At 66.6% G+C, this 23,282-nt stretch carries 17 protein-coding genes; 5 read left to right on the top strand and 12 right to left on the bottom strand.

Going from position 1 to position 23,282, the window contains the following annotated elements:
- The first annotated feature begins 51 nt into the window (after positions 1-51).
- Positions 52-423 carry a twitching motility response regulator PilH gene (gene pilH, locus AC5P5W_RS05225; protein WP_014648033.1) on the top strand — a complete coding sequence of 124 codons (372 nt, stop codon included), beginning with the start codon at positions 52-54 and terminating at the stop codon, positions 421-423.
- Positions 424-521: 98 nt separating this feature from the next.
- Here the strand turns inward: pilH and AC5P5W_RS05220 are convergent, their stop codons facing one another.
- Positions 522-1,409 (bottom strand): DnaJ C-terminal domain-containing protein, encoded by an 888-nt coding sequence (locus AC5P5W_RS05220; protein WP_012511838.1) that lies wholly within the window; start codon positions 1,407-1,409, stop codon positions 522-524.
- A 261-nt stretch (positions 1,410-1,670) separates the two neighbouring features.
- Between AC5P5W_RS05220 and AC5P5W_RS05215 the strand changes: the two genes are divergently transcribed.
- The gene (locus AC5P5W_RS05215; RefSeq protein WP_053495212.1) at positions 1,671-2,153 is read left to right on the top strand and encodes a peroxiredoxin; all 483 of its coding nucleotides are present in this window, start codon (positions 1,671-1,673) and stop codon (positions 2,151-2,153) included.
- A gap of 29 nt (positions 2,154-2,182) precedes the next feature.
- Positions 2,183-2,758 carry a ferritin-like domain-containing protein gene (locus AC5P5W_RS05210; protein WP_014648036.1) on the top strand — a complete coding sequence of 192 codons (576 nt, stop codon included), beginning with the start codon at positions 2,183-2,185 and terminating at the stop codon, positions 2,756-2,758.
- Positions 2,759-2,875: 117 nt separating this feature from the next.
- On the opposite strand, the gene pbpC is transcribed toward AC5P5W_RS05210, so the two are convergent.
- Both pbpC and AC5P5W_RS05200 read right to left on the bottom strand, forming a co-directional pair.
- Positions 2,876-5,257, bottom strand: coding sequence for a penicillin-binding protein 1C (gene pbpC, locus AC5P5W_RS05205; RefSeq protein WP_197574712.1), 2,382 nt, complete (start codon positions 5,255-5,257; stop codon positions 2,876-2,878).
- Between the two features lie 49 nt (positions 5,258-5,306).
- Entirely contained in the window at positions 5,307-10,214 is a 4,908-nt protein-coding gene (locus tag AC5P5W_RS05200) for an alpha-2-macroglobulin family protein (RefSeq protein ID WP_197574713.1), read from the bottom strand.
- 504 nt (positions 10,215-10,718) lie between these two features.
- Here AC5P5W_RS05200 and AC5P5W_RS05195 point away from each other — a divergent pair.
- Positions 10,719-11,741, top strand: a complete 1,023-nt coding sequence (locus AC5P5W_RS05195) for a WD40 repeat domain-containing protein (RefSeq protein ID WP_180834798.1) — start codon at positions 10,719-10,721, stop codon at positions 11,739-11,741.
- 186 nt (positions 11,742-11,927) lie between these two features.
- Here AC5P5W_RS05195 and AC5P5W_RS05190 read toward each other — a convergent pair whose 3' ends face one another.
- From AC5P5W_RS05190 to prpB, 7 genes are all read right to left on the bottom strand, one after another.
- Positions 11,928-13,388: a bifunctional 2-methylcitrate dehydratase/aconitate hydratase gene (locus tag AC5P5W_RS05190; protein WP_197575388.1), complete on the bottom strand. Its 1,461-nt coding sequence runs from the start codon at positions 13,386-13,388 to the stop codon at positions 11,928-11,930.
- 146 nt (positions 13,389-13,534) lie between these two features.
- Positions 13,535-14,713, bottom strand: coding sequence for a 2-methylaconitate cis-trans isomerase PrpF (gene prpF / locus AC5P5W_RS05185; protein ID WP_032957093.1), 1,179 nt, complete (start codon positions 14,711-14,713; stop codon positions 13,535-13,537).
- Positions 14,714-14,736: 23 nt separating this feature from the next.
- Positions 14,737-15,063 carry a type II toxin-antitoxin system RelE/ParE family toxin gene (locus AC5P5W_RS05180; protein ID WP_197575390.1) on the bottom strand — a complete coding sequence of 109 codons (327 nt, stop codon included), beginning with the start codon at positions 15,061-15,063 and terminating at the stop codon, positions 14,737-14,739.
- On the bottom strand, positions 15,050-15,307 hold the full coding sequence (locus AC5P5W_RS05175; protein ID WP_032957090.1) for a type II toxin-antitoxin system ParD family antitoxin: 258 nt from the start codon (positions 15,305-15,307) through the stop codon (positions 15,050-15,052). The genes AC5P5W_RS05180 and AC5P5W_RS05175 overlap by 14 nt, the downstream gene beginning before the upstream one ends.
- Positions 15,308-15,407: 100 nt before the next feature.
- Entirely contained in the window at positions 15,408-18,026 is a 2,619-nt protein-coding gene (gene acnD / locus AC5P5W_RS05170) for a Fe/S-dependent 2-methylisocitrate dehydratase AcnD (protein ID WP_111206439.1), read from the bottom strand.
- 97 nt (positions 18,027-18,123) lie between these two features.
- Positions 18,124-19,281, bottom strand: a complete 1,158-nt coding sequence (gene prpC / locus AC5P5W_RS05165; protein WP_005418357.1) for a bifunctional 2-methylcitrate synthase/citrate synthase — start codon at positions 19,279-19,281, stop codon at positions 18,124-18,126.
- A gap of 35 nt (positions 19,282-19,316) precedes the next feature.
- Entirely contained in the window at positions 19,317-20,210 is an 894-nt protein-coding gene (gene prpB / locus AC5P5W_RS05160; RefSeq protein WP_005418360.1) for a methylisocitrate lyase, read from the bottom strand.
- 153 nt (positions 20,211-20,363) lie between these two features.
- Here prpB and prpR point away from each other — a divergent pair, with 153 nt between their 5' ends.
- Entirely contained in the window at positions 20,364-21,947 is a 1,584-nt protein-coding gene (prpR, locus tag AC5P5W_RS05155) for a propionate catabolism operon regulatory protein PrpR (protein ID WP_134967273.1), read from the top strand.
- 74 nt (positions 21,948-22,021) lie between these two features.
- Here prpR and AC5P5W_RS05150 read toward each other — a convergent pair whose 3' ends face one another.
- Both AC5P5W_RS05150 and pdxH read right to left on the bottom strand, forming a co-directional pair.
- The gene (locus AC5P5W_RS05150) at positions 22,022-22,474 is read right to left on the bottom strand and encodes a DoxX family protein (RefSeq protein WP_197575392.1); all 453 of its coding nucleotides are present in this window, start codon (positions 22,472-22,474) and stop codon (positions 22,022-22,024) included.
- Between the two features lie 187 nt (positions 22,475-22,661).
- The gene (gene pdxH / locus AC5P5W_RS05145; protein ID WP_126411263.1) at positions 22,662-23,261 is read right to left on the bottom strand and encodes a pyridoxamine 5'-phosphate oxidase; all 600 of its coding nucleotides are present in this window, start codon (positions 23,259-23,261) and stop codon (positions 22,662-22,664) included.
- Positions 23,262-23,282: the final 21 nt, after the last annotated feature.

Here is a 23,282-nt window from a genome sequence, read left to right as displayed (position 1 = left end):
CCCGCCGGTAATGAGCCCGCACTACACTGCGGGCATTACATGGGGAACAACATGGCACGCATTCTGATCGTCGACGACTCACCGTCGCAGCTGTTGGGGATACAGCGCATCGTCGAGAAGCTCGGGCACCAGATCCTGACCGCCACCGATGGCGCCGCCGGGGTCGAAACCGCCAGGGCCGAGCTGCCCGACCTGGTCCTGATGGACGTGGTGATGCCCAATCTCAACGGCTTCCAGGCCACCCGTACCCTCGCCCGCGACGAGGCGACCCGGCATATCCCGGTGATCCTGGTGACCACCAAGGACCAGGACACCGATCGCATGTGGGGCATGCGCCAGGGCGCCAAGGCCTACATCACCAAGCCGTTCTCGGAAGACGAGCTGTCCGAGGTGCTGGAGCGGGTGTTCGCCGGCCAGGGCTGAGACGCGCGTGGTCGTGCCGGCCGCTGGCCGGCAACCACGCATCACCGTCCCAGGTCATGAAATTGCCGGCCAGCGGCCGGCACGACCGCAAGGCGTGCTCAGATCGACTCGCCGAAGGCCTTGGCCAGATTGCGGTAGGCCTTCTTCTGCGCCTCGTCGGTCGCGGCCGGGGCCACGATCTCGATTTCAACGATCTGGTCGCCGTCCGGGCTGCCCGGCAGGCCCCGGCCACGCAGGCGCAGTTTGCGGCCGGCATCGGAGTCGGCGGGGATCTTCAGCTCCACCGCACCGCCCAGGGTCGGCACGCTGATGCTGGTACCCAACGCGGCCTGCCAGGGCGTGACCGGCAACGTATAGAGGATGTTGCGGCCGTCGACCTCGAACTGCGGATGCGCGGCGTACTCCACTTCCAGCAGCAGGTTGCCGCCATGGTTGCCCTGCCCTGCCAGGCGGATCACCTGGCCCGGACGGATGCCCTTGGGCACGCGCACGTCCAGCTGCTTGCCGTTGACGGTGATGCGCAGGCTGTCGCCGCTGTAGGCCGCTTCCAGCGGGACCGACAGCTTGGCGCGGGTGTCGCGGTTGGGTGCGTGGCCCTGGCTGCTGAAGCCCGGGCCCGGACCGGCACCGCCACGCTGGCGCGCGAACAGGCTTTCGAAGAAGTCGCTGAAGCCGCCGTTGGGGCCACCCCCGCCGAATACTTCCTCGAAATTGAAACCGCCGGCGCCGCCGTAGTTCGGCGGCACGTTGAACTCCTCGCCCGGGCGATAGCCCTGCGCGCGCAGCTGGTCGTAGGCTGCGCGCTTTTCCGGATCGCGCAGCGCCTCGTAGGCCTCGTTGACCGCCTTGAACTTGTCTTCGGCCCCGGCCTCCTTGCTGACGTCCGGGTGGTACTTGCGTGCCAACCGGCGGTAGGCGGTCTTGATCTCCGCCTCGCCCGCGCTCGGTTCCACCCCCAGGGTGGCGTAGTAATCCTTGAATTCCATCCAGCTACCTCGATCTGCTTCGGCCGCGCCGGTGGCGCCGCCCCGGGTTCATTCTACGCGCCGGCGATGCTACGCCGCCCCTCGTGCGGCCCCGGTGAGGCCGACTGATCCTGCGCAATGCCGCTGCCATCCCGATGCCCCAGGCTGTGGCTGGAAGCCCCCGCCGCAACGCCTGAAGATGGGGCCTGCACACGGGTTTTCCAATGTCTTGACGCCCCTGTCCCATCCGGCCCACTAGCCTGCCCCAGCAAGGAGTTCCCCATGACCATCCATGTCGGCGACCACATTCCGGAAGTGACCCTCAAGCGCATCCGCGAGGGCATCGAAACACTTGATACGCATTCGCTGTTCGACGCCCGCAAGGTCGTGCTGTTTGCGGTGCCCGGCGCGTTCACCCCCACCTGCTCGGCCCGCCACCTGCCCGGCTACGTCGAAAAATTCGAGGCCTTCCGCCAGCGCGGCATCGATGTCTACTGCGTGGCGGTCAACGACCCGTTCGTGATGAAAGCCTGGGCCGCCGACCAGAAGGTGCCCGACGGCCTGCTGATGCTGTCCGACGGCAATGCCGAGCTGACCCGCGCGCTCGGCCTGGAGCTGGATGCCAGCGCCTCGGGCATGGGCATGCGCTCGCGCCGCTTCGCGCTGTACGTGGTCGATGGCGTGGTGCGTGCGGCCTGGATCGAGCAGCCGGGCCAGTTCGAGGTGTCTTCCGCCGAGTACGTGCTGGAGCACCTGCCTACCTGATTCCCCACCGCAGAAGGAAACGGCCAGCAATGTCCAGCAAGCCAGCCAAAGCCAGCAAGCCCGCCGCCGGGATTCCCGGCATCAGTGACCGTCAGACCCTGCGCGAGCGTGCCCGGCACAACATCGAAGACGGCGCGATCACCGACAGCTACAGCGCCGACCGCAAGGTGGTGATCAAGCTGCTCAACGATGCCCTCGCCACCGAGTACGTGTGCGTGCTGCGCTACTACCGGCACTATTTCATGGCCAAGGGCATGCTGGCCGACGCGGTCAAGGCCGAGTTCCTCGAGCATGCGCAGCAGGAACAGGCGCACGCCGGCAAGCTGGCCGAGCGCATCGTCCAGCTTGGCGGCGAGCCGGACCTGAACCCGGATACGCTGACCACGCGCTCGCATGCCGAATACAAGGAAGGCAGCGACCTGCGCGACATGGTGCGCGAGAACCTGGTGGCTGAACGGATCGCCATCGACAGCTACCGCGAGATGATCAACTTCATCGGCGACCGCGATACCACCACCAAGCGCATCCTTGAAGAGATCCTGGCGCAGGAGGAAGAACACGCCGACGAGTTCGCCGACCTGCTGGACGGGTGGATCGGGGAATAGCGGCCCCGCAAACGCCTTGGTAGATGCCCACCTTGGTGGGCGCATTTATCGCGTGCCAACCAAGGTTGGCACCTACCAGAGCATGGATGCGTCGGGTCGACGGGCCATTCCCAGCACCTATCGCAGGACGTTGAACCGCACCTGCGTCCACGCGCCGTCGGCTGCCAGCGCGGTCAGGGTGTGTGCGCCCGGATCGGCGAACTCGCGCTGCATCAGCTGCGCGCCGTGGGTCTGTGCAATCCAGCGTCCATCCAGCAACCAGTCCACCGCCTGCTCGCTGCCCAGCGCGCGCAGCTGCAGGCGCACGCCGTGTTCGGAATTCGGCGCGCGCGCCAGCGTGGCGCCGTCATTGAGCCCGTCCACGTGCAGCGCGACGCTGGCCTCACGCCCGTCGTCGCGGCAGTCCGGCGACAGCGCCGGCAGCTGCGAAGCCTCGCGCGTGGCCTTGGGCAGCCACGGCGACAACAACGCCGGCCAACGCGCGATCTCCCGCGCGACTTCCTCATGTGGCAAACGGCAATCAGCGGATACACGCAGACCGGTCCGCGCGTCGGCCAGGTAACGCTGCCGCCCCGGCTGCCAGCGCCGCGCCTCGCGCTCGGGGAAGGTCGGCGGTGCCGCACCGTCCAGCAGATAGGCCGACATCCGCCGCTGGCACAGCGCCGCTGGCAGGCCCTCGGCACGTTCGCCGGTGGGCCAGCAGACGTCCTCCTTGCTGACACTGGCCGGCATCGGTGCAGCAGCTGAATCACCGCGCTGGCGCGGCAGGCTGTCCACCACCTCGAACATCAGCGGCAGCGCGGTCACCGCGCCGTACTGGCCCGGCAACGGGGTACCATCCGGCCGCCCCACCCACACGCCCACGGTGTAGTGGCGGGTGCTGCCGATCGCCCACGCATCGCGGTACCCGTAACTGGTGCCGGTCTTCCACGCCACGCGCGGGCGGCCACCGACATCGAATGTCCCGACGCTATACCCCGGCCGCGGATTCGATTCCAGCATCTCGCGCACGATCCAGCTGGCGCCCGGCGAGGCCAGGCGACGCTCGATCATCGGTTCGTCATCGGTGTAGCGCACGCGCCCGGCGATGCCGTTGCGGTTGAGCGCTGCGAACGCACCGACCAGATCTTCCAGCCGCGCACCGGTGCCGCCCAGGATCAGCGACAGATTGGGTGTACTGCCCGGCGGGAAGCGCAGCTGGATGCCGGAGTGCGACAGGCGTGCGGCGAAGCGCGCCGGACCGACCCGCTGCAGCAGGTCCACCGAGGGCACGTTGAGTGACAGCCGCAGCGCGCTGGAGGCACCAATCGGCCCATTGAAAGCCATGTCGAAGTTGCCGGGGCGGTAGCTGCCGAAACTCTGCGGCGCATCGACCAGCAGGCTTTCCGAATGGATCAGGCCATCGTCCAGCGCCATGGCATACAGGAACGGTTTGAGCGTGGAGCCCGGCGACCGCCAGGCCTGCACCATGTCCACGTGGCCCAGCCGCTGCCGGTCACCGAACGCCAGCGTGCCGACATAGGCACGCGCCTGCAGGGTCTGGTTGTCGACTACCAGCAGGGCGGCCGAGGTGCGTTCGGGCAGCGTCGAGAAATAGCTGGCCACGCGTTCTTCCAGCGTGCGCTGCAGGCCGATGTCGATGCTGCTCTGGATGCGTGCCTGGCCCGGATGCGCCGAGTGCAGGCGCTGCGCCAGCAGCGCGGCGTGCAGCGGCGGGCGCAGCGAGCGCGCCACCACATTCTCGATACGCGCGTCTTCCACTTCGTCTGCCGTCCACACGCCCAGCTCGTTCATGCGGGACAGCACCTTGTCGCGCGCCTTCTGCGCCGCTTCCGGATGACGGTCCGGGCGCAGCCGGCTCGGCGCCTGCGGCAGCACCGCCAGCAACGCGGCCTCGGCATGCGACAGCTGCGCCGCCGGCTTGCCCAGGTAGGCCCAGCTGGCCGCTTCCACCCCCTCGATGGTGCCGCCGTAGGGCGCGCGCTCCAGATACAGGGCCAGGATCTGCTGCTTGCTCAGGTGCACTTCCAGCTGCACCGCGCGCAGCATCTGCTTGAGCTTGCCCCACGGCGTGCGCGTATGCGGATCGAGGATGCGGGCGACCTGCATGGTCAGGGTCGAGCCACCGGAAACGATGCGGCCGCCACGCAGCAGCTGGCCGCTGGCACGCAGGATCGCCAGCGGGTTGATGCCCGGATGCCGCCAGAACCAGCGGTCTTCGTAGGTCAGCAACGCCTGCAGGTACAGCGGCGAGACGCTGTTGATCGAAGCCGGGTAGCGCCACACACCCTCGGCGTCGGCGAATGCACGCAGCGGCGTGCCGTCGGCAGCCACCACCAGGGTGCTGGTATCACGCTGCTTCGGCAGCGGTGGCGGGAAGGCGAAATCCAGCACCAGCAGCAGCGCCAGCGTGGCGGCCGTGCCCCAGCGCAGCCAGGGCCACAGCGGCTGCAGCCGGCGGCGCAGGGCCGCCAGCCGGATCGACATCGTGTTGTTCATTGCAGGTTGCCGGCAGGACGGGCCGCGCCGTCGCAGCCCGTCCGCGCGGTCACGGCTGTACCACCGTGATCGTGGTCGGGTTGCTGCGGCCGACGCCGCGCAGCTGCGGCCGGTACATGTCCTCCACCAGCGGCGGCGGCACCGAGTAGGTTCCCGGCGTCACCGCGCGTACCAGGTAGAACACGTTGGCCTTGCTGCCACGCGAGAGCTTCAGCGCGGCCACATAGCGGTCATCGCGGAACTCCTCGTGCTTGGTGTCGGCGGCCTCACCACGGTCGCTGATGGTGATGCCATCGACCACCACGTCGGCCCACTGCTTGGCATCGCCCAGGTTGAAGTTCTCGATCTCCAGGCCCGCCGGCAGCAGGTCGGTCAGCAGTGCATCGGGCATCGTGGTGTCAGCGGTGACGGTGACGCGCACGATCAGTGCTTCGCCTTCCTTCAGCGGGCGCGGCGACCACGGCTTGCCATCGGTGCCGTAGTAGCTGCGCTCGACGCCCAGCACGCTGTTGTCCGGTGCCGGTGCGCTGCGCGGGATGCCGGCCACGTCGATGCTGGCGAACATCGGCGGCTGCCCCTGCGGGGTGAAGCGCACGCCGCTGGCCAGCTCACTGGCGCTGAAGTTGCGGCCGAACAGCTTGCGCTCGCCGATGGCTTCGGTGTTGCCACCGATCACCAGCTCACCGGCCACCAGCGCCTTCTGGTTGGCGGCCAGGGCCTTGCCGAGGCGGGCAATCGCCACCTGTTCCTGCGTGCTCAGCCACATCCAGCCGGCATTGCGGCGCGCATCCAGGCCACGGCCAAGATCCACCGCACGCGCATCCCAGGCGGGCTTGGCCAGCTTGTTCTCGTGGGTCAGCGCGATCATCAGCGCGTCATCACGGATCGCACTGCCGTAGTCGCCGAAGTACGACGGACGTTCACTGCTGGACTTGGCGAAGGCCGCCGCCAGCGCGGCCTGGCCACGCTTGGCATCACCCTGCAGCGACAGCGCCACGCCCAGGTGGACCAGCGACAGGCCACCGACCGCCTTGCTGCGCTCGTTGTCGTACAGCGTGCGCAGGGTACCCAGCGGTGCACGGTTGACCCGGGCCAGCACGTAACCCGAATACGCCTGGTTGGCGAACTTCAGCTTCTCGCGATCCTCCTGGCCATAGAACTGATTGCCGCCGGACAGCAGATCCTCGCTGAGCCGGTTGAGCGCCTTCTGCAGCACGTTGTCGGGCACGGCGAAGCCGGCGTCCTTGGCATCAAGCAGGAACTCGGTGATGTACGGGGTCAGCCACGGATTGACGTAGCCGTCGTCACCCCACATCGAGAAGTTGCCATTGGCCACCTGCATCGACGCCAGGCGACCGAACGCACCTTCCATGCGCTCTCTACGGGTCTTGGCATCCAGGCCGTCGGCACCGAGCATCGACGACGTCGCCTGGTCCAGGATCAGCGCGGCATAGCCCTTGCTGGTGGTCTGCTCGGCACAGCCATACGGGTAGTTCAGCGCGCCCTGCAGTGCACTGGCGAACGGGATCGGCGGCAGCGGGCTGACCAGCAGGCGGGCATTCACCGACTCGGCCATCAGGCCATCGGTCAGGCTGTTGTCGAGGCTGACCGCGGCCAGCGGATCGAGTGTGCGCACCTGCGAACGCAGCACCTGCGGCCACGCCGCACGCACCGGCAGGTCGTAGCGGCGATCAGCCTTGAAGCCGTTGCCGTCCACGCGCACCCGCACCTTGGCCACGCTGTGGCCCTCGCGAGCCGACAACGGGAAGCTCAGCGTGGTCTTGGCATCGGCATTCAACTGCACGCTGCGGCTGCCCTCACCCAGGTTCAGCGGACCCTCGCTTTCCACCTTGACGTTGAACTGCCCCGGCTTGCCGGTGAAGTTCTGCACGTCCAGGGTCACGGTGCTGCGGTCGCCCGGGGCCAGCACGCGCGGCATGCTGGCTTCGGCCAGGATCGGGGCGCGCACGATGGTTTCCACGTCACGCTTGCCGTACTGGTCATCGCTGTAGACCAGCGCGGACACGCGCAGGGTGCCGTTGAAGTCCGGCACCTTCAGGCGGATGCGGGCATTGCCCTTGGCATCGAGCTGCACCGGGCCGGAGAACAGGTCCACGGTCTGCACGCGCGCGGTCGGGCGCTTGGCCTGCGGCAGTGCCTGCAGCGCCATGTCGCCGCCGAACTTCAGCTTGCCGCTGCCACCATCGAAGCTCTCGATCACCCGGCTGTAGATGTCATAGGCATCGATACCGAGGCGACGCTGGGCGAAGAAGTGCGCACCGGCGTCGGGCACCGGGAAACGGGTGATGTTGAGGATGCCCACGTCCACCGCCGAGACGGTCACGTGCGCGGCCCTGCCGGCCAGCTGCGGTGCGCTGACCGTTACCGGCAGGTCCTGTTCCGGTCGCATCTGCTTGGGCGCGACCAGGCCGACGGCCACGGTTCGGCCCTTGCGGTCCATCGGCACATGCACCACGCCCACGGCGCGGGCCGGGGTGATCTTGCTCGGCGCACTGCCGCCGCGGAACACCAGCGCGGTGATGTAGACGTCGTGGCGTTCCCAGTCGGCGGTGACCGGGATCTTGAAGGTCGAGCCCGGCTTGGCCTCGATGTCCTGCACATACAGCATGCGGTCGGTCTCGACCATCAGGATGCCCTTGCCGGCGTGCGGCGGGGTCACCGTCACTTCCAGGGTGTCACCGGCCTTGTAGCCGGTCTTGTCCAGGCCCAGCTTGACCTTGTCCGGGCGTGCATCCAGGCCACGGTTGTCATCGCCCCAGCTCCAGCCCGCACGGAACGGGTAGCGGCTGGTCAGTCCGGTGGACGGATCGAACACGTCCACCCGGTACTCGCCCCACTCCACCGGGAAATCAAAGGCAACCGCACTGCTGCCGGCATCGACGGTGCGGGTTTCCTTGTTCTCGAAACGGCGGGTGAAATCGTAATCCCAGCGGTTGTCGTTGAAGGTCCAGTGGTAGTCGCGCAGTTCCCGCACCAGGGTGATCTTCAGGCCCTTGGCTGGCTGCGGTGTGCCGGCGGCATCCACGCGCATCAGTTCGAAGCGTGCGTTGCCGTTGGAATCAGCACCATCGTCGGGGTTGAACAGCGGCCGCACGCCGACCAGCGCGTTGGCCGGCCACATCACCCGTTTCAGGGTACGGGTGACCGTGCGGCCACCGGTTTCATACAGGCTGCCGGACAACACCACGGCGATCGGTGCCTTGGCCTTGGCCGCCTCTTCCGGCAACGCCACATCCTCACGCAGCTGGCCATTGGCCGGCAGCGTGGTATCGATCACGTCCTTGGCCTCGCGCGGCAGCTGCAGGGTCGGGTCACCGAAGAAATAGCCCGGCAGGCCCTCCATCGGCTTCTGCTCGGCAGCCACCGCCATGCGCGCAGTGAAGCGGTTGCCATCGGCCGGCGCGCCGTACAGATAGGCGCCGTTGGCCTGCAGGCGCAGGTCCTCGCCCGGCTTCAGCGTCTTCTGCGCGCTGTCCAGGTCCAGCTTCATGCGCTCGGGCAGGAACTCCTCGATGCGCAGGGTCATGCCCTGGATCGCTTCCTTGCTGGCCGGGTCGGTGCGGAACTCGACCTGCCAGCGCCCGGTCGGCGCCTCGGCGGGGATCACCTGCTCGAAGTTGATGTAGCCCTGGTCGCCCGGCTGCAGGCGGGTCTCGCGGAAGGTCTTGCCGTCGGGCTGCTTCAGGCGCAGGAACACCGGTTGTGCCTTGACCGGCTTGCCGTCGTTGTCGCGCAGCAGCGCGGACAGGCGCACGGTCTCGCCCGGGCGGTACAGGTCGCGGCCGGACCAGGCGTAGACGTCGAACCAGGCGTTGTCACGACCGGCCACGGCGAACTCACTCAGGTCCAGCGCCGGCTGGTTGAACGGCAGGAAGCTGGTGTCCTTGCCACTGCTGGCGACCAGCACGTGGGTGGCATCCAGGGTGTAGTTCAGCAGCGCATTGCCGTTGCCGTCGGTGCTGCCCTTCAGCACCACCTCACCCTTGGCGTCGAGCACGCGCAGGTCGATGCCCTTCAGCGGCGCACCGTCCTTGAGGCCGGCGGTGTGCACGAACAGCTTGTCCTTGTAGGCACGGGTATGCAGGCCGATGTCGCTGACCGAGAAGAACGCGGTATCGAACTCGCCCTCGTAGTCACCGGTGCGCTTGAGCAGGGCGAAGTACAGGCCCGGCTCCTGCAGTTCCTTGATGTCCTGGGTCGGCAGGTAGGTCAGCACCCGCTCGTTCTGTTTGCCACCCAGGATGAAGCGGTTGACGTAGACCGGCTCGGCCAGCTTGTTGATCGGGCTGCGCTCGTAGTCGCTGCTGAGCTCCCAGCTGCCACGGCGGCCGCCGCGCTGGTACTGGCTGAAGAAGGTCGGCAGGTCCTTCTCGCGCACGCGCAGGAACTCGACATCGACCTCCGGCACGTTCACCGAGACCACCGGCAAGCCGCGGCTGTCCTTGGCCGGCAGCACGCTGCCCTGCGAGGCGAAACCGACCACCGGCTTCAGCTCGCCGCTGAACACCTTCTGCTTCAGTTCCTTGCCCAGCCGGCTGCCGTCGGCGGCCAGCAGGTCCGGCGAGACCACCAGGCTGAACTCCTTGCCGGCCTCGACGAACGGGTAACGCAGGGTCAGGCCGTCATCGGACAGGGTCCAGCTGCTGTCCTCGGTGCCGACCTTCTCTTCGAAGCGAACGAGTTTGTCGAAATCCTGGGTGCCGACCAGCGGGCGCGAGAACTCCAGCGCCAGCGACAGGCCGTCATTCTTCTGGTCCGGGTAGGCACGCAGCAGGGTGAATTCCTTCACCTGCTCGGCCTTGGTGGTGATGGCTTCACCACTGGCCTTGGGCAGCTGCCCGCTGTCATTGCGGCAGCCGGCCAGCCCCAGCAACAGGCCTCCTGCCAGTACGGCCGCCGCCCACCCCCACCGCTTCCGCCGTGCCGGACCGCTCATGTCGTCACTCCTTGATCGAGGCGGCCATTATAGGCAGGCCACGTCAAGGTGTTGACGCAAATCCGGCAATTGCCGCGGTGCGGGTAGTGCCGGCCGCTGGCCGGCAGTCTCGGTAGCCGCCAACCTTGGTTGGCGTCGGCCGTGCCAACCAAGGTTGGCACCTACCCAAGCGCCCCTCCCCCGTCGCGCCAGGCACAGGCCGATGCCGGCAACCTGTCTGGCTTGGGATCGGGCGCTCCCCCAATCGTGGTGCGTAATGTCCCGGCGGAGAGAAGACCGAAGCCGCCCCAAAGTGACGGGTTCAACCCTCGATTGAGCGACTTCCCAATCGGCCTTCAGTCGCCGCTGTAGCATCGGCATCAGGCCTTCTGGAAAGTAGTGAACATTGCAATGACACGAGTACGCATGATTCAGGATCCAACGACCGGTAAGGTCTGGGGTACGCGATGTGACCGAGGGGCTGTCGAAGTCACCTCCGGAAGCCCAGGGAAGCTGAAGTCACAGTTGAAAGACTTCCCGAGTCCCGACGAGGCACTGAAATGGGCCATCAAACAGGAGTGGTCGCGGCTGAAAAAGGGCTTCGTACTGGTAAACCCTGTCGCCGAGGCTGGGCAACCGAGCATGCACAGGTACATCGGCGGTGGCTATACGGGGGCACTGACGATTGCCGGGTGCCATGGCAGGATGGTGACCAACCGTTATCAGGATGAGGATGCGTCTGGTGCAGCGACCGACATGCTGCTGCTCGTTGGTGACGACGCCGGGATCCTCCATGATTGGCGACCCGGCAAAACGGACCTTGCATGGTCGGCACTCCCTGCAGATGACGGCAAAGGGTTCCTGATCCGACTCGACTCCGGCATTTACCTTTGGCCATCCGATGGCCGTACTCCCCAGCGGATCAGCGATGCAACGGTGATGTCATCGCCGTTCCTGACAACCTCAAACGGATACGTCGCGTGGCATGACGGTGATCATGTAACGGTAATGAGACTCGCCGATGGACAGCGCTTCCTGCAGTTGGCACGTACCCCAGCGATGGTGGGTGGGCATTCGAGGCAGATGATGGGCGCGCTCTCTCCGGATGCCACGACGCTTGCCTGCTGCGCCACTCCCGGTGAGATCGAGTGCATCGATATTGCTCAAGCGGATACTGTCCGCCGACATCGAAGTGACTTCGAAATGATCACCAAGATGGAGTGGAGTGCCGACGGGCGTTGGCTGCTGGCATTGGAGCAATATGGAAAATGGCGTCTGTTGTGCCTGGATGCGGCAACGGGAGAATGCCGTCCCGGGTGGCCGAAGTTCGCTGACATGACACGAACTGACTTTGCGCTGGATAGCGATAGCAAGCGACTCGCCATCCTGCACCGTGGACATATTGCCCTTCATGACTTCACGGATATGAGGGAAATTCGACGCTTTCCCGTAGATCATGTGGTCCGTACCGCGCATATTGCATGGACGGGAGACAATGCCATTTCGGTGCGTACCGACTATGGATGCCTTTCCACGTATGTAGTTTGATCAGGCTCGCTATTTAGTTGCGCTGTTTTTGAGGAGCCTCCGCCAACAGCGGTGTGGACCAAAGCCGCCTCGGTAGCCGCCAACCTTGGTTGGCGTCGGCCGTGCCAACCAAGGTTGGCACCTACCCAAGCGGGTCGAGCCATGTGCCCGGCAGGCAGGCGTGGTGTCAGATCCGGTGAAGCGCCCCTACCCCGGCAGGTACAGGTCCACATAGTCGGTCACCGGCATCGCCGCCAGCGCCACCGGATCCAGCGATGCGGCCAGGATGCGCTGCTGCTGGGTGGTCGGGAAGCGATGGGCCAGGTGCCGGCGGAACTTGTCCATCAGCAGCGGAATGCCTTCCTCGCGACGGCGCGCGTGGCCCAGCGGGTATTCCACCAGTACTTCGGGCAGCTCGGTGCCATCGGTGAAGCGCACGCTCAGGCCGTTGGCGATGCTGCGCTTGTCAGGGTCCAGGTAATCGGCGCTGAGCTGCGGGTCTTCATGGCAGGTCATCTTCGCGCGCAGCGCATCGATGCGCGGATCCGCCGCCACATCGTCCTCGTAGTCCTGGGCCACCAGCCGCCCATGCAGCAATGCGATGGCGACCATGTACTGCACGCAGTGGTCGCGGTCGGCCGGGTTATGCAGTGGGCCCTGCTTGTCGATGATGCGGATGCAGGCTTCCTGGCTGCGGATGGCGATGTGCGCGATGTCCTCGACCCGCCGCCCCACCGCACGCAGCTGCTGGTGCAGCGTGATCGCCGCCTCCACCGCGGTCTGGCCATGGAACTCGGCCGGGTAGCTGATCTTGAACAGCACGTTTTCCATCACGTAGCTGCCCAGCGGTCGCTCCAGCGTCAGCGCCTTGCCCTGCATCGATACCGCTTCAAAACCCCAGGTCGGCGCGCTCAACACACTGGGATAGCCCATCTCGCCACTGGCCGCCATCAGCGCCAGGCGCACGCCACGGCTGGTCGCATCGCCGGCCGCCCAGCTCTTGCGCGAGCCGGTGTTGGGCGCGTGCCGGTAGGTGCGCAGCGCCTGGCCATCGACCCAGGCCAGCGACAGTGCATTGAGCATGCGTTCGCGATCCAGGCCGAGCAACTGCGCGACCACCGCGGTGGTGGCCACCTTGACCAGCACCACGTGGTCCAGCCCGACCCGGTTGAAGGAATTCTGCAGGGCCAGCACGCCCTGGATCTCGTGTGCCTTGATCATCGCCAGCAGCACGTCATGCAGGGTCGGCGCTGGGCGATGCAGGGCCTGCGCGTTGCGCCCCAGCCAATCGCAGACAGACAGGATGCCGCCCAGGTTGTCCGACGGGTGGCCCCACTCGGCGGCCAGCCAGGTATCGTTGAAATCCAGCCAGCGCACCATCGCGCCCAGGTTGAAGGCGGCCTGCACCGGGTCCAGCACGTAGTGCGTACCCGGCACGCGCGCCCCGTTGACCACGCTGATACCCGGCACCAGCGGACCGAGCAGCTTGCTGCAGGCCGGGAAGGACAGCGCTTCCAGCCCGCAGCCCAGCGTGTCGAGCAGGCAGTAGTGCGCGGTCTGGAAGGCCAGGGGGGAGTCGATGCGCGCGTCGCGTACGTAATCGACGATGTCCACCAGCAGCGCATCCCACGCTGCACGCTCGTTGGATGGGGTGTGGCTGTCAGACATCGTCGATCTCCTCTTCAGAGCTCAGGCCGCGCCTCCCGGTAGTCGCCAACCTTGGTTGGCGCTGGACGTTGCCCGGGCGGTGCCAATGCCATGCCAACCAAGGTTGGCATCTACCGAAGCATGTGATGCCAGCGCCGACCGGCTGGTTATTCGGCCGGCACCCGCACCTTGCCTTCCATCAATACGCGGGCGCTGCGGCTCATGATGGCCTTGGTCACTGTCCACTGGCCGTCAACGAGGCCGGCCTGCGCACCCACGCGCAGCGTGCCGGAAGGGTGGCCGAAGGTCACCGCTTCGCGTTCACCACCACCGGCCGCGCGATTGACCAGCGTGCCCGGAATCGCCGCCGCCGTGCCGATCGCCACGGCGGCGGTGCCCATCATCGCGTGGTGCAGCTTGCCCATCGACAACGCCCGCGCGTGCAGGTCGATGGCCGAGGCCGGAATGGCCTTGCCGCTGGAGGACACGTAGTCCTGTGCCGGCGCCACGAAGGCCACCTTCGGCGTGTGCTGGCGGGTGGCCGCATCTTCCAGGTTCCTGATCAGACCCATGCGCAAGGCGCCGTAGGCGCGGATCTTCTCGAAGCGCTCCAGCGCCCCCTTGTCCTCGTTGATCGCAGGCTGCAGTTCGGTGCCGGTGTAGCCCAGGTCGGCCGCATTGAGGAAGATGGTCGGAATGCCGGCGGTGATCATGGTCACCTCAAAACTGCCGACGCCCGGCACGTCCAGGGTGTCGACCAGGTTGCCGGTCGGGAACATCGCGCCCGCATCGCCGTCATCGGACGGATCGATGAACTCCAGCTGGATCTCGGCGGCCGGGAAGGTCACGCCATCCAGCTCGAAATCGCCGATCTCCTGCACTTCGCCATCGCGCATCGGCACGTGGGCGATGATGGTCTTGCCGATGTTGGCCTGCCAGATGCGCACGGTGCACAGGCCATCGCGCGGCACCCGGGCCGGATCGATCAGCCCATTGGCGATCGCGAACGGACCCACTGCCGTACTGAGGTTGCCGCAGTTGCCGCTCCAATCGACGAAGGCGGTGTCGATCGAGACCTGGCCGTACAGGTAGTCCACATCGTGGTCCGGCACCGAGGCGGTGGAGATGATCACGCACTTGCTGGTGCTGGAGGTGGCACCGCCCATGCCGTCGGTCTGCTTGCCATACGGATCGGGCGAGCCGATCACGCGCATCAGCAGCGCATCGCGCGCGGCGCCCGGCACCTGAGCGGCTTCGGGCAGGTCCTGCAGGCGGAAGAACACGCCCTTGCTGGTGCCGCCGCGCATGTAGGTGGCGGGAATACGGAGTTGCGGGAGGAAGGTCATCGTCGAATCCACGCGTTTGAATTTCAGGAAATGTCTTGCATCAGTGCGTCAAGACCACGATCAACGCACCACACACGCATGATGTCCACGCGGTCCGGTAGATCGAGGTAATAGACGAGGTAGCGTTCGAAGCCCGGAACCAGCATGAACCGCAACGGCACCGGCAGCTGTGCTGCGAGGTCGGCGTGCCGGGTGGAATCCAAGCCTGGAAACACCGCGATGCGTTGAAGCGTGGCCTCCAACTCGGCGAGAAAGCGCCGACCCAGTACCAGCCCACCTTGCCGTGCAAACCACAGCGCGGCATCGGCTGCGTCGGCTTCGGCCCTTGGCCGCCATTCAATCGCCTTCACGCTCCATCCTTTCGGTCAGTTCGCGACGCATGCGCTCGAATGTGTCGGCCGTCACCGCAACGCCTGGACCAGAAGCCAGCCCCTCGGCTATCAACTGCTTGAGCAGCTCTTCGGCCTTGCTGCGCTGGCGCTGGCGGATCAGGTCACGCACGTAGTCCGACGTACTGGAGTAGCCGCCTTCACGCACTTCCTCGTCCACGAACTGCTTGAGCGGGTCGGTCAGCGAAATGTTCATGGTGGCCATGAAACTCTCCTTTGGCAGTTTTTGCCAAGTTAGTCTGCGCCCCGCCCTGGTGTCGGACAAGCCCGCCCCCGGCCTCCGGGGGCAGGCATTCAGGCCGGTATCACGCCACCTTGGCCCCTTCCAGGAAATCCTGGGCGAAGCGCTGCAGCACGCCACCGGCTTCGTAGATCGCCACTTCCTCGTCGCTGTCCAGGCGGCAGGTCACTGGCACGATCACATCCTGGCCGTCGCGGCGGTGGATGACCAGGGTCAGGTCGGCGCGCGGGGTGCGCTCGCCGATCACGTCGAAGGTCTCGGTACCGTCGATGCCTAGGGTCAGGCGGGTGGTGCCCGGCTTGAACTCCAGCGGCAGCACGCCCATGCCGATCAGGTTGGTGCGGTGGATGCGTTCGAAGCCTTCGGCCACGATCGCTTCCACACCGGCCAGGCGCACGCCCTTGGCGGCCCAGTCACGCGAGCTGCCCTGGCCATAGTCGGCACCGGCGATGATGATCAGCGGCTGCTTGCGGTCCATGTAGGTCTCGATCGCTTCCCACATGCGCATCACCTTGCCTTCCGGCTCCACGCGCGCCAGCGAACCCTGCTTCACGCTGCCATCGTCGTTGCGCACCATTTCATTGAACAGCTTCGGGTTGGCGAAGGTGGCGCGCTGTGCGGTCAGGTGGTCACCGCGGTGGGTGGCGTAGGAATTGAAGTCCTCTTCCGGCAGGCCCATCTTCGCCAGGTATTCGCCGGCGGCACTGGACGCCAGGATCGCGTTGGACGGCGACAGGTGGTCGGTGGTGATGTTGTCCGGCAGCACCGCCAGCGCACGCATGCCCGACAGTGTGCGCTCACCGGCCAGTGCGCCCTCCCAGTACGGCGGACGGCGGATGTAGGTGCTCTGCGGGCGCCAGTCGTACAGCGGGCTGACCGCCGCGCCATGCTCCACGCGCACGTTGAACATCGGGTTGTAGACGCGGCGGAACTGCTCGGGCTTCACCGAGGCCTTCACCACCGCGTCGATCTCGGCATCGCTCGGCCAGATGTCCTTCAGGCGCACCTCGTTGCCCTCGGCATCCACGCCCAGCACGTCCTTCTCGATGTCGAAGCGCACGGTGCCGGCGATGGCATAGGCGATCACCAGCGGCGGCGACGCCAGGAAGGCCTGCTTCGCATACGGGTGGATGCGGCCATCGAAGTTGCGGTTGCCCGACAGCACGGCCGTGGCGTACAGGTCGCGATCGATGATCTCCTGCTGGATGGCCGGATCCAGCGCGCCGCTCATGCCGTTGCAGGTGGTGCAGGCGAAGGCGACGATGCCGAAGCCGAGCTTTTCCAGGTCCGGCAGCAGGCCGGATTCTTCCAGGTACAGCTGCACCGCCTTCGAGCCCGGCGCCAGCGACGACTTCACCCACGGCTTGCGCAGCAGGCCACGTTCGTTGGCCTTGCGCGCCAGCAGTGCGGCAGCGATCACGTTGCGCGGGTTGGAGGTGTTGGTGCAGCTGGTGATGGCGGCGATGATCACCGCGCCGTCGGGCATCAGGCCCTGCGCCTGCTCGGCCCTGCCCGCTGCCAGCTTGGCTTCGTCGGCGATGCCGCGCTCGGCCAGCTCGGCAGTGGCCACGCGCTTGTGCGGGTTGGACGGGCCAGCCATGTTGCGCACCACGCTGGACAAGTCGAAGCGCAGCACGCGCTCGTACTGCGCGGTGGCCAGGTCATCGGCCCACAGGCCGGTGGTGCGCGCATAGTTCTCCACCAGCGCCACCTGCGATTCCTCGCGACCGGTCAGGCGCAGGTAATCGATGGTCTGCCCGTCGATATAGAACATCGCGGCGGTGGCGCCGTATTCGGGGCACATGTTGGAGATGGTGGCGCGGTCACCGATGGTCAGTGCCGACGCCCCCTCGCCGAAGAATTCAAGATACGCACCCACCACGCGTTCCTTGCGCAGGAACTCGGTCAGTGCCAGCACCACGTCGGTGGCGGTGATGCCCGGCTGCGGCCTGCCGGTCAGCTCGACGCCGATGATATCCGGCAGGCGCATCCACGACGCGCGGCCCAGCATCACGTTCTCCGCTTCCAGGCCGCCAACACCAATCGCGATCACGCCCAGCGCGTCCACGTGCGGGGTGTGGCTGTCGGTGCCCACGCAGGTATCCGGGAAGGCTACGCCGTCCTGCACGTAGATCACCGGCGACATCTTCTCCAGGTTGATCTGGTGCATGATGCCGTTGCCCGGCGGAATCACGTCCACGTTCTGGAACGCCTGCTTGGTCCAGTCGATGAAGTGGAAACGGTCTTCGTTGCGGCGATCCTCGATGGCGCGGTTCTTCTCGAACGCCTGCGGATCGTAGCCACCGCATTCCACCGCCAGCGAGTGATCGACGATCAATTGCACCGGCACCACCGGATTGACCTTGGCCGGGTCGCCGCCCTTGTCGGCGATCGCATCACGCAGGCCGGCCAGGTCCACCAGCGCGGTCTGGCCGAGGATGTCGTGGCACACCACGCGTGCCGGGAACCACGGGAAGTCGAGGTCGCGACGGCGCTCGATCAGCTGCTTCAGCGAATCGCCGAGCGTGGCCGGATCGCAGCGGCGCACCAGGTTCTCGGCCAGCACGCGCGAGGTGTACGGCAGGGTGGCATAGGCGCCGGGCTGGATCGCATCGACAGCGGCGCGCGCGTCGAAATAGTCCAGCGCGCTGCCGGGGAGGTTCTTGCGGTAATCGGTATTCATGGGCTGGCGGAGTGCTTGGGGCGGGCCGGGTGCCGGCGGTGCGGCGGCGAAAGCACCCGGCCGGCATGCGGCCGGCCGGATGGGTACAGCAGGGGGATCAGACGCGCTTGTCGATGGCAACGAAGTCGCGGTCTTCCGGACCGATGTAATTGGCGCTCGGGCGGATGATCTTGCCGTCGATGCGCTGCTCGATGATGTGCGCGCTCCAGCCGGCGGTGCGCGCGATCACGAACAGCGGGGTGAACATCGCGGTCGGCACGCCCATCATGTGGTAGCTGACCGCACTGAACCAGTCCAGGTTCGGGAACATCTTCTTGATGTCCCACATCACCGACTCCAAGCGCTCGGCGATGTCGTACATCTTCATGCTCGACTGTTCCTCGGACAGCTCGCGGGCCACGTCCTTGATCACCTTGTTGCGCGGATCGGAGACGGTATAGACCGGGTGGCCGAAACCGATCACCACTTCCTTGCGCTCGACGCGCGCCTTGATGTCCTCCTCGGCTTCATCCGGGTTGTCATAGCGCTTCTGCACTTCGAACGCCACTTCGTTGGCGCCGCCATGCTTCGGGCCACGCAGCGCACCGATGCCACCGCAGATCGCGCTGTACATGTCGCTGCCGGTACCGGCGATGACACGGCAGGTGAAGGTCGAGGCGTTGAACTCGTGCTCGGCGTACAGGATCAGCGAGGTGTGCATCGCCTTCACCCACGAATCCTGCGGCTTTTCGCCATGCAGCAGGTGCAGGAAGTGGCCGCCGATCGAATCATCGTCGGTTTCCACATCGATGGCGCGGCCGTTGTGGCTCCAGTGGTACCAGTACAGCAGCATCGAACCGAGGCAGGCCATCAGCTTGTCGGCGATGTCGCGCGCGCCCGGGTGGTTGTGGTCGTCCTTCTCCGGTGCCACGCAGCCGAGCACGGACACGCCGGTGCGCATCACGTCCATCGGGTGCGCCGACGGCGGCAGCTCTTCCAGCGCGGCCTTCACCGCGGCGGGGATCCCACGCAGCGACTTCAGCTTGGCCTTGTACGAAACCAGCTCGGCGCGGGTCGGCAGCTTGCCGTGCACCAGCAGGTAGGCGATTTCCTCGAACTCGCTGGTGTTGGCCAGGTCCAGGATGTCATAGCCGCGGTAGTGCAGGTCGTTGCCGCTGCGGCCCACGCTGCACAGCGCGGTGTTGCCGGCCGCGGTGCCGGACAGGGCGACGGACTTCTTCGGCTTGAAGGTCGGGGTTGCGGTCGTATCGTTCATGTTTCCCTCCGAAACTTGATGGTGCAGGGTACTGCTTATTTCTTGGCGGCGAACAGCGCATCGAGCTGCTGCTCGAAGGCGTGATAGCCGATGCGGTCGTAGAGTTCCTCGCGGGTCTGCATGGTTTCCACCACGTTGCGCTGGTGGCCATCGCGGCGCACCGCCTGGTAGACGTTCTCGGCGGCCTTGTTGGCGGCACGGAACGCCGACAGCGGGAACAGCTGGATGGCGACGCCGGCCGAGGCCAGTTCATCGCGGCTGAACAGCGGGGTGGCGCCGAATTCGGTGATGTTGGCCAGCACCGGCACCTTCACGGCGTCGACGAAGCGGCGGTAGGTATCCAGATCGTAGGCGGCCTCGGCGAAGATGCCGTCGGCACCGGCCTCGACACAGGCGATGGCGCGCTCGATCGCCTTGTCCACGCCGTCCACCTGGATGGCGTCGGTGCGCGCGATCAGGAAGAAGTCCGGATCGGTCTTGGCATCGGCAGCGGCCTTCACACGGTCGACCATTTCACCCTGCGAGACGATCTCCTTGCCCGGACGATGGCCGCAGCGCTTGGCGCCGACCTGGTCCTCGATGTGGCAGGCGGCCGCGCCGGCCTTGATCAGCGACTTCACGGTGCGCGCGATGTTGAACGCGCTCGGGCCGAAGCCGGTGTCGATGTCGACCATCAAGGGCAGGTCGCAGACATCGGTGATGCGGCGCACGTCCACCAGCACGTCTTCCAGGGTGTTGATGCCCAGGTCCGGCAGGCCCAGCGAGCCTGCGGCAACGCCGCCGCCGGACAGGTAAATGGCACGGAAGCCGGCGCGCTTGGCCAGCAGGGCGTGGTTGGCGTTGATCGCACCGATCACCTGCAGCGGCGATTCGGCAGCCAGCGCCTCACGGAAGCGGGCACCGGCGGAGAAAGGGGCAGAAGCGGTCATGCGGCAATCCAGGTTGAAGTACGGGAAAGGAAGCGCAAGCACCATGCCAAGCTGCAAGCGGTTGATTTCACGGGAATGACCGGCATGCAACAGTGGAACATATGAAACATTGAAACGGATGTATCATGAAACATCCTCCCCGAAACGGCTGCCATGTATCTGCCCCGCTCCCCCCTGCGCCATGCCGATGCCGACCCGGGCCGTCCGGTGATCTGGACGGTCAGCGTCTCGCGGCTGACCGGCCTGCTCGGCGACGTGATCCCTGAGTTCGACCGCCGCGCGCGTATCGAACAGATCAACCTCGGCTTCGAGGAAGCGGTGGAGGTGATCGGCCAACGCCTGCGTCGCGAGCACTGCGACGTGGTCATCGCTGGCGGCTCCAACGCGGCCTGGCTGCGCGGCCGGCTGGAGCTGCCACTGGTGCCGATCCAGGCCAACGGCTTCGACCTGATGGAAGCGCTGGCCCGGGCACGGCGTATCGCCAGCCGCATCGGCCTGGTCACCCACGCCAGCGACGTACCGGTGTTCAGCAACTTCCAGCAGAGCTTCGGCCTGGATATCGAGCATCGCCGCTTCGTCACCCGCGAGGACGCCCGCGACTGCATCGCCGACCTGCGCGCCAACGGCATCGAGGTGATCGTCGGCACCGGCATGGCCATCGACCATGCCGAGCAGGCCGGCCTGCCCGGGGTGCTGCTGTATTCGGCCGACTCGGTGCGGCAGGCGTTCGAACATGCGCTGGAACTGACCCAGACCCTGGCACGTTCCGGCAGCAACCGCGCTGCACCGCGCCGGCGCCCGGCAGCGCGTGCCGATGCGCATGAACTGCTCGGCGACAGCGACGCGATGGCGCAGGTGCGCGCGCAGATCGCGCTGTATGCCCCACATGACAGCACCGTGCTGGTCAGCGGCGAAACCGGCACCGGCAAGGAACTGGTGGCGCGCCAGCTGCACGCCGCCAGCGGGCGCCGTGGCCGCTTCGTCGCGCTGAACTGTGGCGCGATCAGCGAATCGCTGCTGGAAGCGGAGCTGTTCGGCTACAGCGATGGCGCCTTCACCGGCGCACGGCGTGGCGGCCGCGTTGGCCTGGTGGAAGCTGCAGATGGCGGCACCCTGTTCCTGGACGAAATCGGCGAACTGCCGCTGCCGCTGCAGACCCGCCTGCTGCGGGTGCTGGAGGAACGTGAAGTGCTGCGCGTGGGTGCCACCGAACCGACGCCGGTGGACCTGCGCGTGGTCGCCGCCACCCTGCAGTCGCTGGAGCAGCGCGCGGCAGCCGGCAGCTTCCGCCGCGACCTGTATTACCGCCTGGCCGCGCTGCGGATTGCCCTGCCCTCGCTGCGCGCCCGACGCGGTGACATCCCGTTGCTGGCGCAGCATTTCTTCCGCCAGCTGCGTGGCATCGACGCGCCATTGGATGAGGCGGCGCTGGCGGTGCTGTGCGCGGCCGAGTGGCCGGGAAACGTGCGCGAGCTGCGCAATCTGGTCGATCGCCTGCGCATCCACTGGCAGCCCGGTGAAGGGCTGATCGATACGGCGCGGCTGCTGCAGCTGGCACCCGAGCTGGTGCATGAAGGTGTCGCGGCGTTGCCGCTGGAAAGCAACGGCAGGCGCCCACCGCGGGCCAAGCTGGAAGCACTGTTGCGGGAACACCGGCATGATCGCGAGGGCATGGCGCAGGCGCTGGGCGTGTCACGCACCACGCTGTGGCGCTGGCTGCGCGCGGAGGACCTGTAAAGCCGAGCCCATGCCCGGCTGATGTCCCCGCAGAAGCAGCCGAGCATGGGATCGGCTCTACAGGATGCGTGTCGTCAGCGCGCTTCGATGGCGAACCGTCCACTACCCACTGCGGCAATCCACAGCAGCAGTACGCCCAGCGGCACTTCGCTCAGGTAGAAGAACCAGCTCAGCCAATCCAGCACGCCAAGCCCTGCCGGAATGCGCGCGATGCCATCGGTCAGCGCAGCCACTACGCAGATCGCGGCCAGCAGCAGGGCCGAGGGGCGGCTCAAAAGGCCCAGCACCAGCAGACCACCCGCAATCCACTCGATCGCACCGAGTACCGGCGCACTGAACACCGGGAATGGGATACCGGCATCGACCAGCGTATGCGCCATGCGCTCGCGCCCGGCATCGGTGAACACCTTGTTCCAGCCGGAAACACAGAACATCACACCGGCGACGATGCGGGCGAGCAGCAACAACAACGCTTCCACGCCGCGGCGTGGTGGCGGCACGGCAAACAGGCAACGCCAGGAGGGCATGGCAACTCCGCAGATCGAGGGCATCGCAGCGAGTGTGCCCGTCGCCGACCTGCTCGTGCATGAAGCGGACCAGTCCGTTCGCGACAAACGCAGGTTTCTGTAGAGCCGAGCCCATGCTCGGCTGCTCCTGCGAGAACATCAGCCGAGCATGGGCTCGGCTCTACAGCAGCCCCGGCACCACCCCGCCTTACGGGTACAGCAGGCGCTTGCTCCAGCGCCCTTCGGCGCCGGCTTCATAGCACCAGCGCTCGTGCAGGCGGAACTGCGCGCCAAACCAGAACTCGATGCGGTCAGGCACCACGCGCAGGCCGCTCCAGCCCTCCGGGCGCGGCACGTCCTTGCCCTCGAAGCGGGCTTCGACCTCGGCCACGCGCGCATCGAATTCCTCGCGCGTTGCCAGCGTCTTCGACTGCTGCGAGGCCCACGCGCCGATCTGGCTCATCCGCGGGCGGCTGGCGAAATAGGCGTCGGCTTCGGCATCGGCGACCTGCTCGACACGGCCTTCGATGCGCACCTGGATGCCGGCCTCGCGCAGGCTGCGCCACAGGAACAGCAGTGCAGCCTGCGGATTGGCCTGCAGCTCCCGGCCCTTGTGGCTGTCCAGATGGGTGTAGAACACAAAGCCGCGCTCATCGAACGCCTTCAGCAGCACGGTGCGCGCCGAGGGGCGACCCTGCGTATCGGCGGTGGCCACGGTCATCGCGTTCGGCTCGACCTCGCGGCTCTGTTTGGCCTCGTCGAACAGGCCGGCAAACGTGGACAGGGCTTCGGCGTACAGGTCGCTCATGATTGCGTTCTTCTCACACGG

It is taken from the genome of Stenotrophomonas sp. YJH_SMC_123, from assembly GCF_059368215.1.
Note: the sequence above shows the minus strand (reverse complement) of the source record. Positions and strands in the feature narration are given on the sequence as shown.

Excerpts from the sequence above, each read along its gene's own strand:
- acnD (WP_111206439.1), bottom strand. The coding sequence starts at position 18,026 with ATGAATACCGATTACCGCAAGAACCTCCCCGGCAGCGCGCTGGACTAT.
- AC5P5W_RS05210 (WP_014648036.1), top strand. The coding sequence starts at position 2,183 with ATGTCCAGCAAGCCAGCCAAAGCCAGCAAGCCCGCCGCCGGGATTCCC.
- pbpC (WP_197574712.1), bottom strand. The coding sequence starts at position 5,257 with ATGAACAACACGATGTCGATCCGGCTGGCGGCCCTGCGCCGCCGGCTG.
- AC5P5W_RS05150 (WP_197575392.1), bottom strand. The coding sequence starts at position 22,474 with ATGCCCTCCTGGCGTTGCCTGTTTGCCGTGCCGCCACCACGCCGCGGC.
- AC5P5W_RS05220 (WP_012511838.1), bottom strand. The coding sequence starts at position 1,409 with ATGGAATTCAAGGATTACTACGCCACCCTGGGGGTGGAACCGAGCGCG.
- AC5P5W_RS05175 (WP_032957090.1), bottom strand. The coding sequence starts at position 15,307 with ATGGCCACCATGAACATTTCGCTGACCGACCCGCTCAAGCAGTTCGTG.
- AC5P5W_RS05190 (WP_197575388.1), bottom strand. The coding sequence starts at position 13,388 with ATGTCTGACAGCCACACCCCATCCAACGAGCGTGCAGCGTGGGATGCG.
- AC5P5W_RS05200 (WP_197574713.1), bottom strand. The coding sequence starts at position 10,214 with ATGAGCGGTCCGGCACGGCGGAAGCGGTGGGGGTGGGCGGCGGCCGTA.
- prpF (WP_032957093.1), bottom strand. The coding sequence starts at position 14,713 with ATGACCTTCCTCCCGCAACTCCGTATTCCCGCCACCTACATGCGCGGC.
- pdxH (WP_126411263.1), bottom strand. The coding sequence starts at position 23,261 with ATGAGCGACCTGTACGCCGAAGCCCTGTCCACGTTTGCCGGCCTGTTC.
- AC5P5W_RS05215 (WP_053495212.1), top strand. The coding sequence starts at position 1,671 with ATGACCATCCATGTCGGCGACCACATTCCGGAAGTGACCCTCAAGCGC.
- pilH (WP_014648033.1), top strand. The coding sequence starts at position 52 with ATGGCACGCATTCTGATCGTCGACGACTCACCGTCGCAGCTGTTGGGG.
- prpC (WP_005418357.1), bottom strand. The coding sequence starts at position 19,281 with ATGAACGATACGACCGCAACCCCGACCTTCAAGCCGAAGAAGTCCGTC.
- prpB (WP_005418360.1), bottom strand. The coding sequence starts at position 20,210 with ATGACCGCTTCTGCCCCTTTCTCCGCCGGTGCCCGCTTCCGTGAGGCG.
- prpR (WP_134967273.1), top strand. The coding sequence starts at position 20,364 with ATGTATCTGCCCCGCTCCCCCCTGCGCCATGCCGATGCCGACCCGGGC.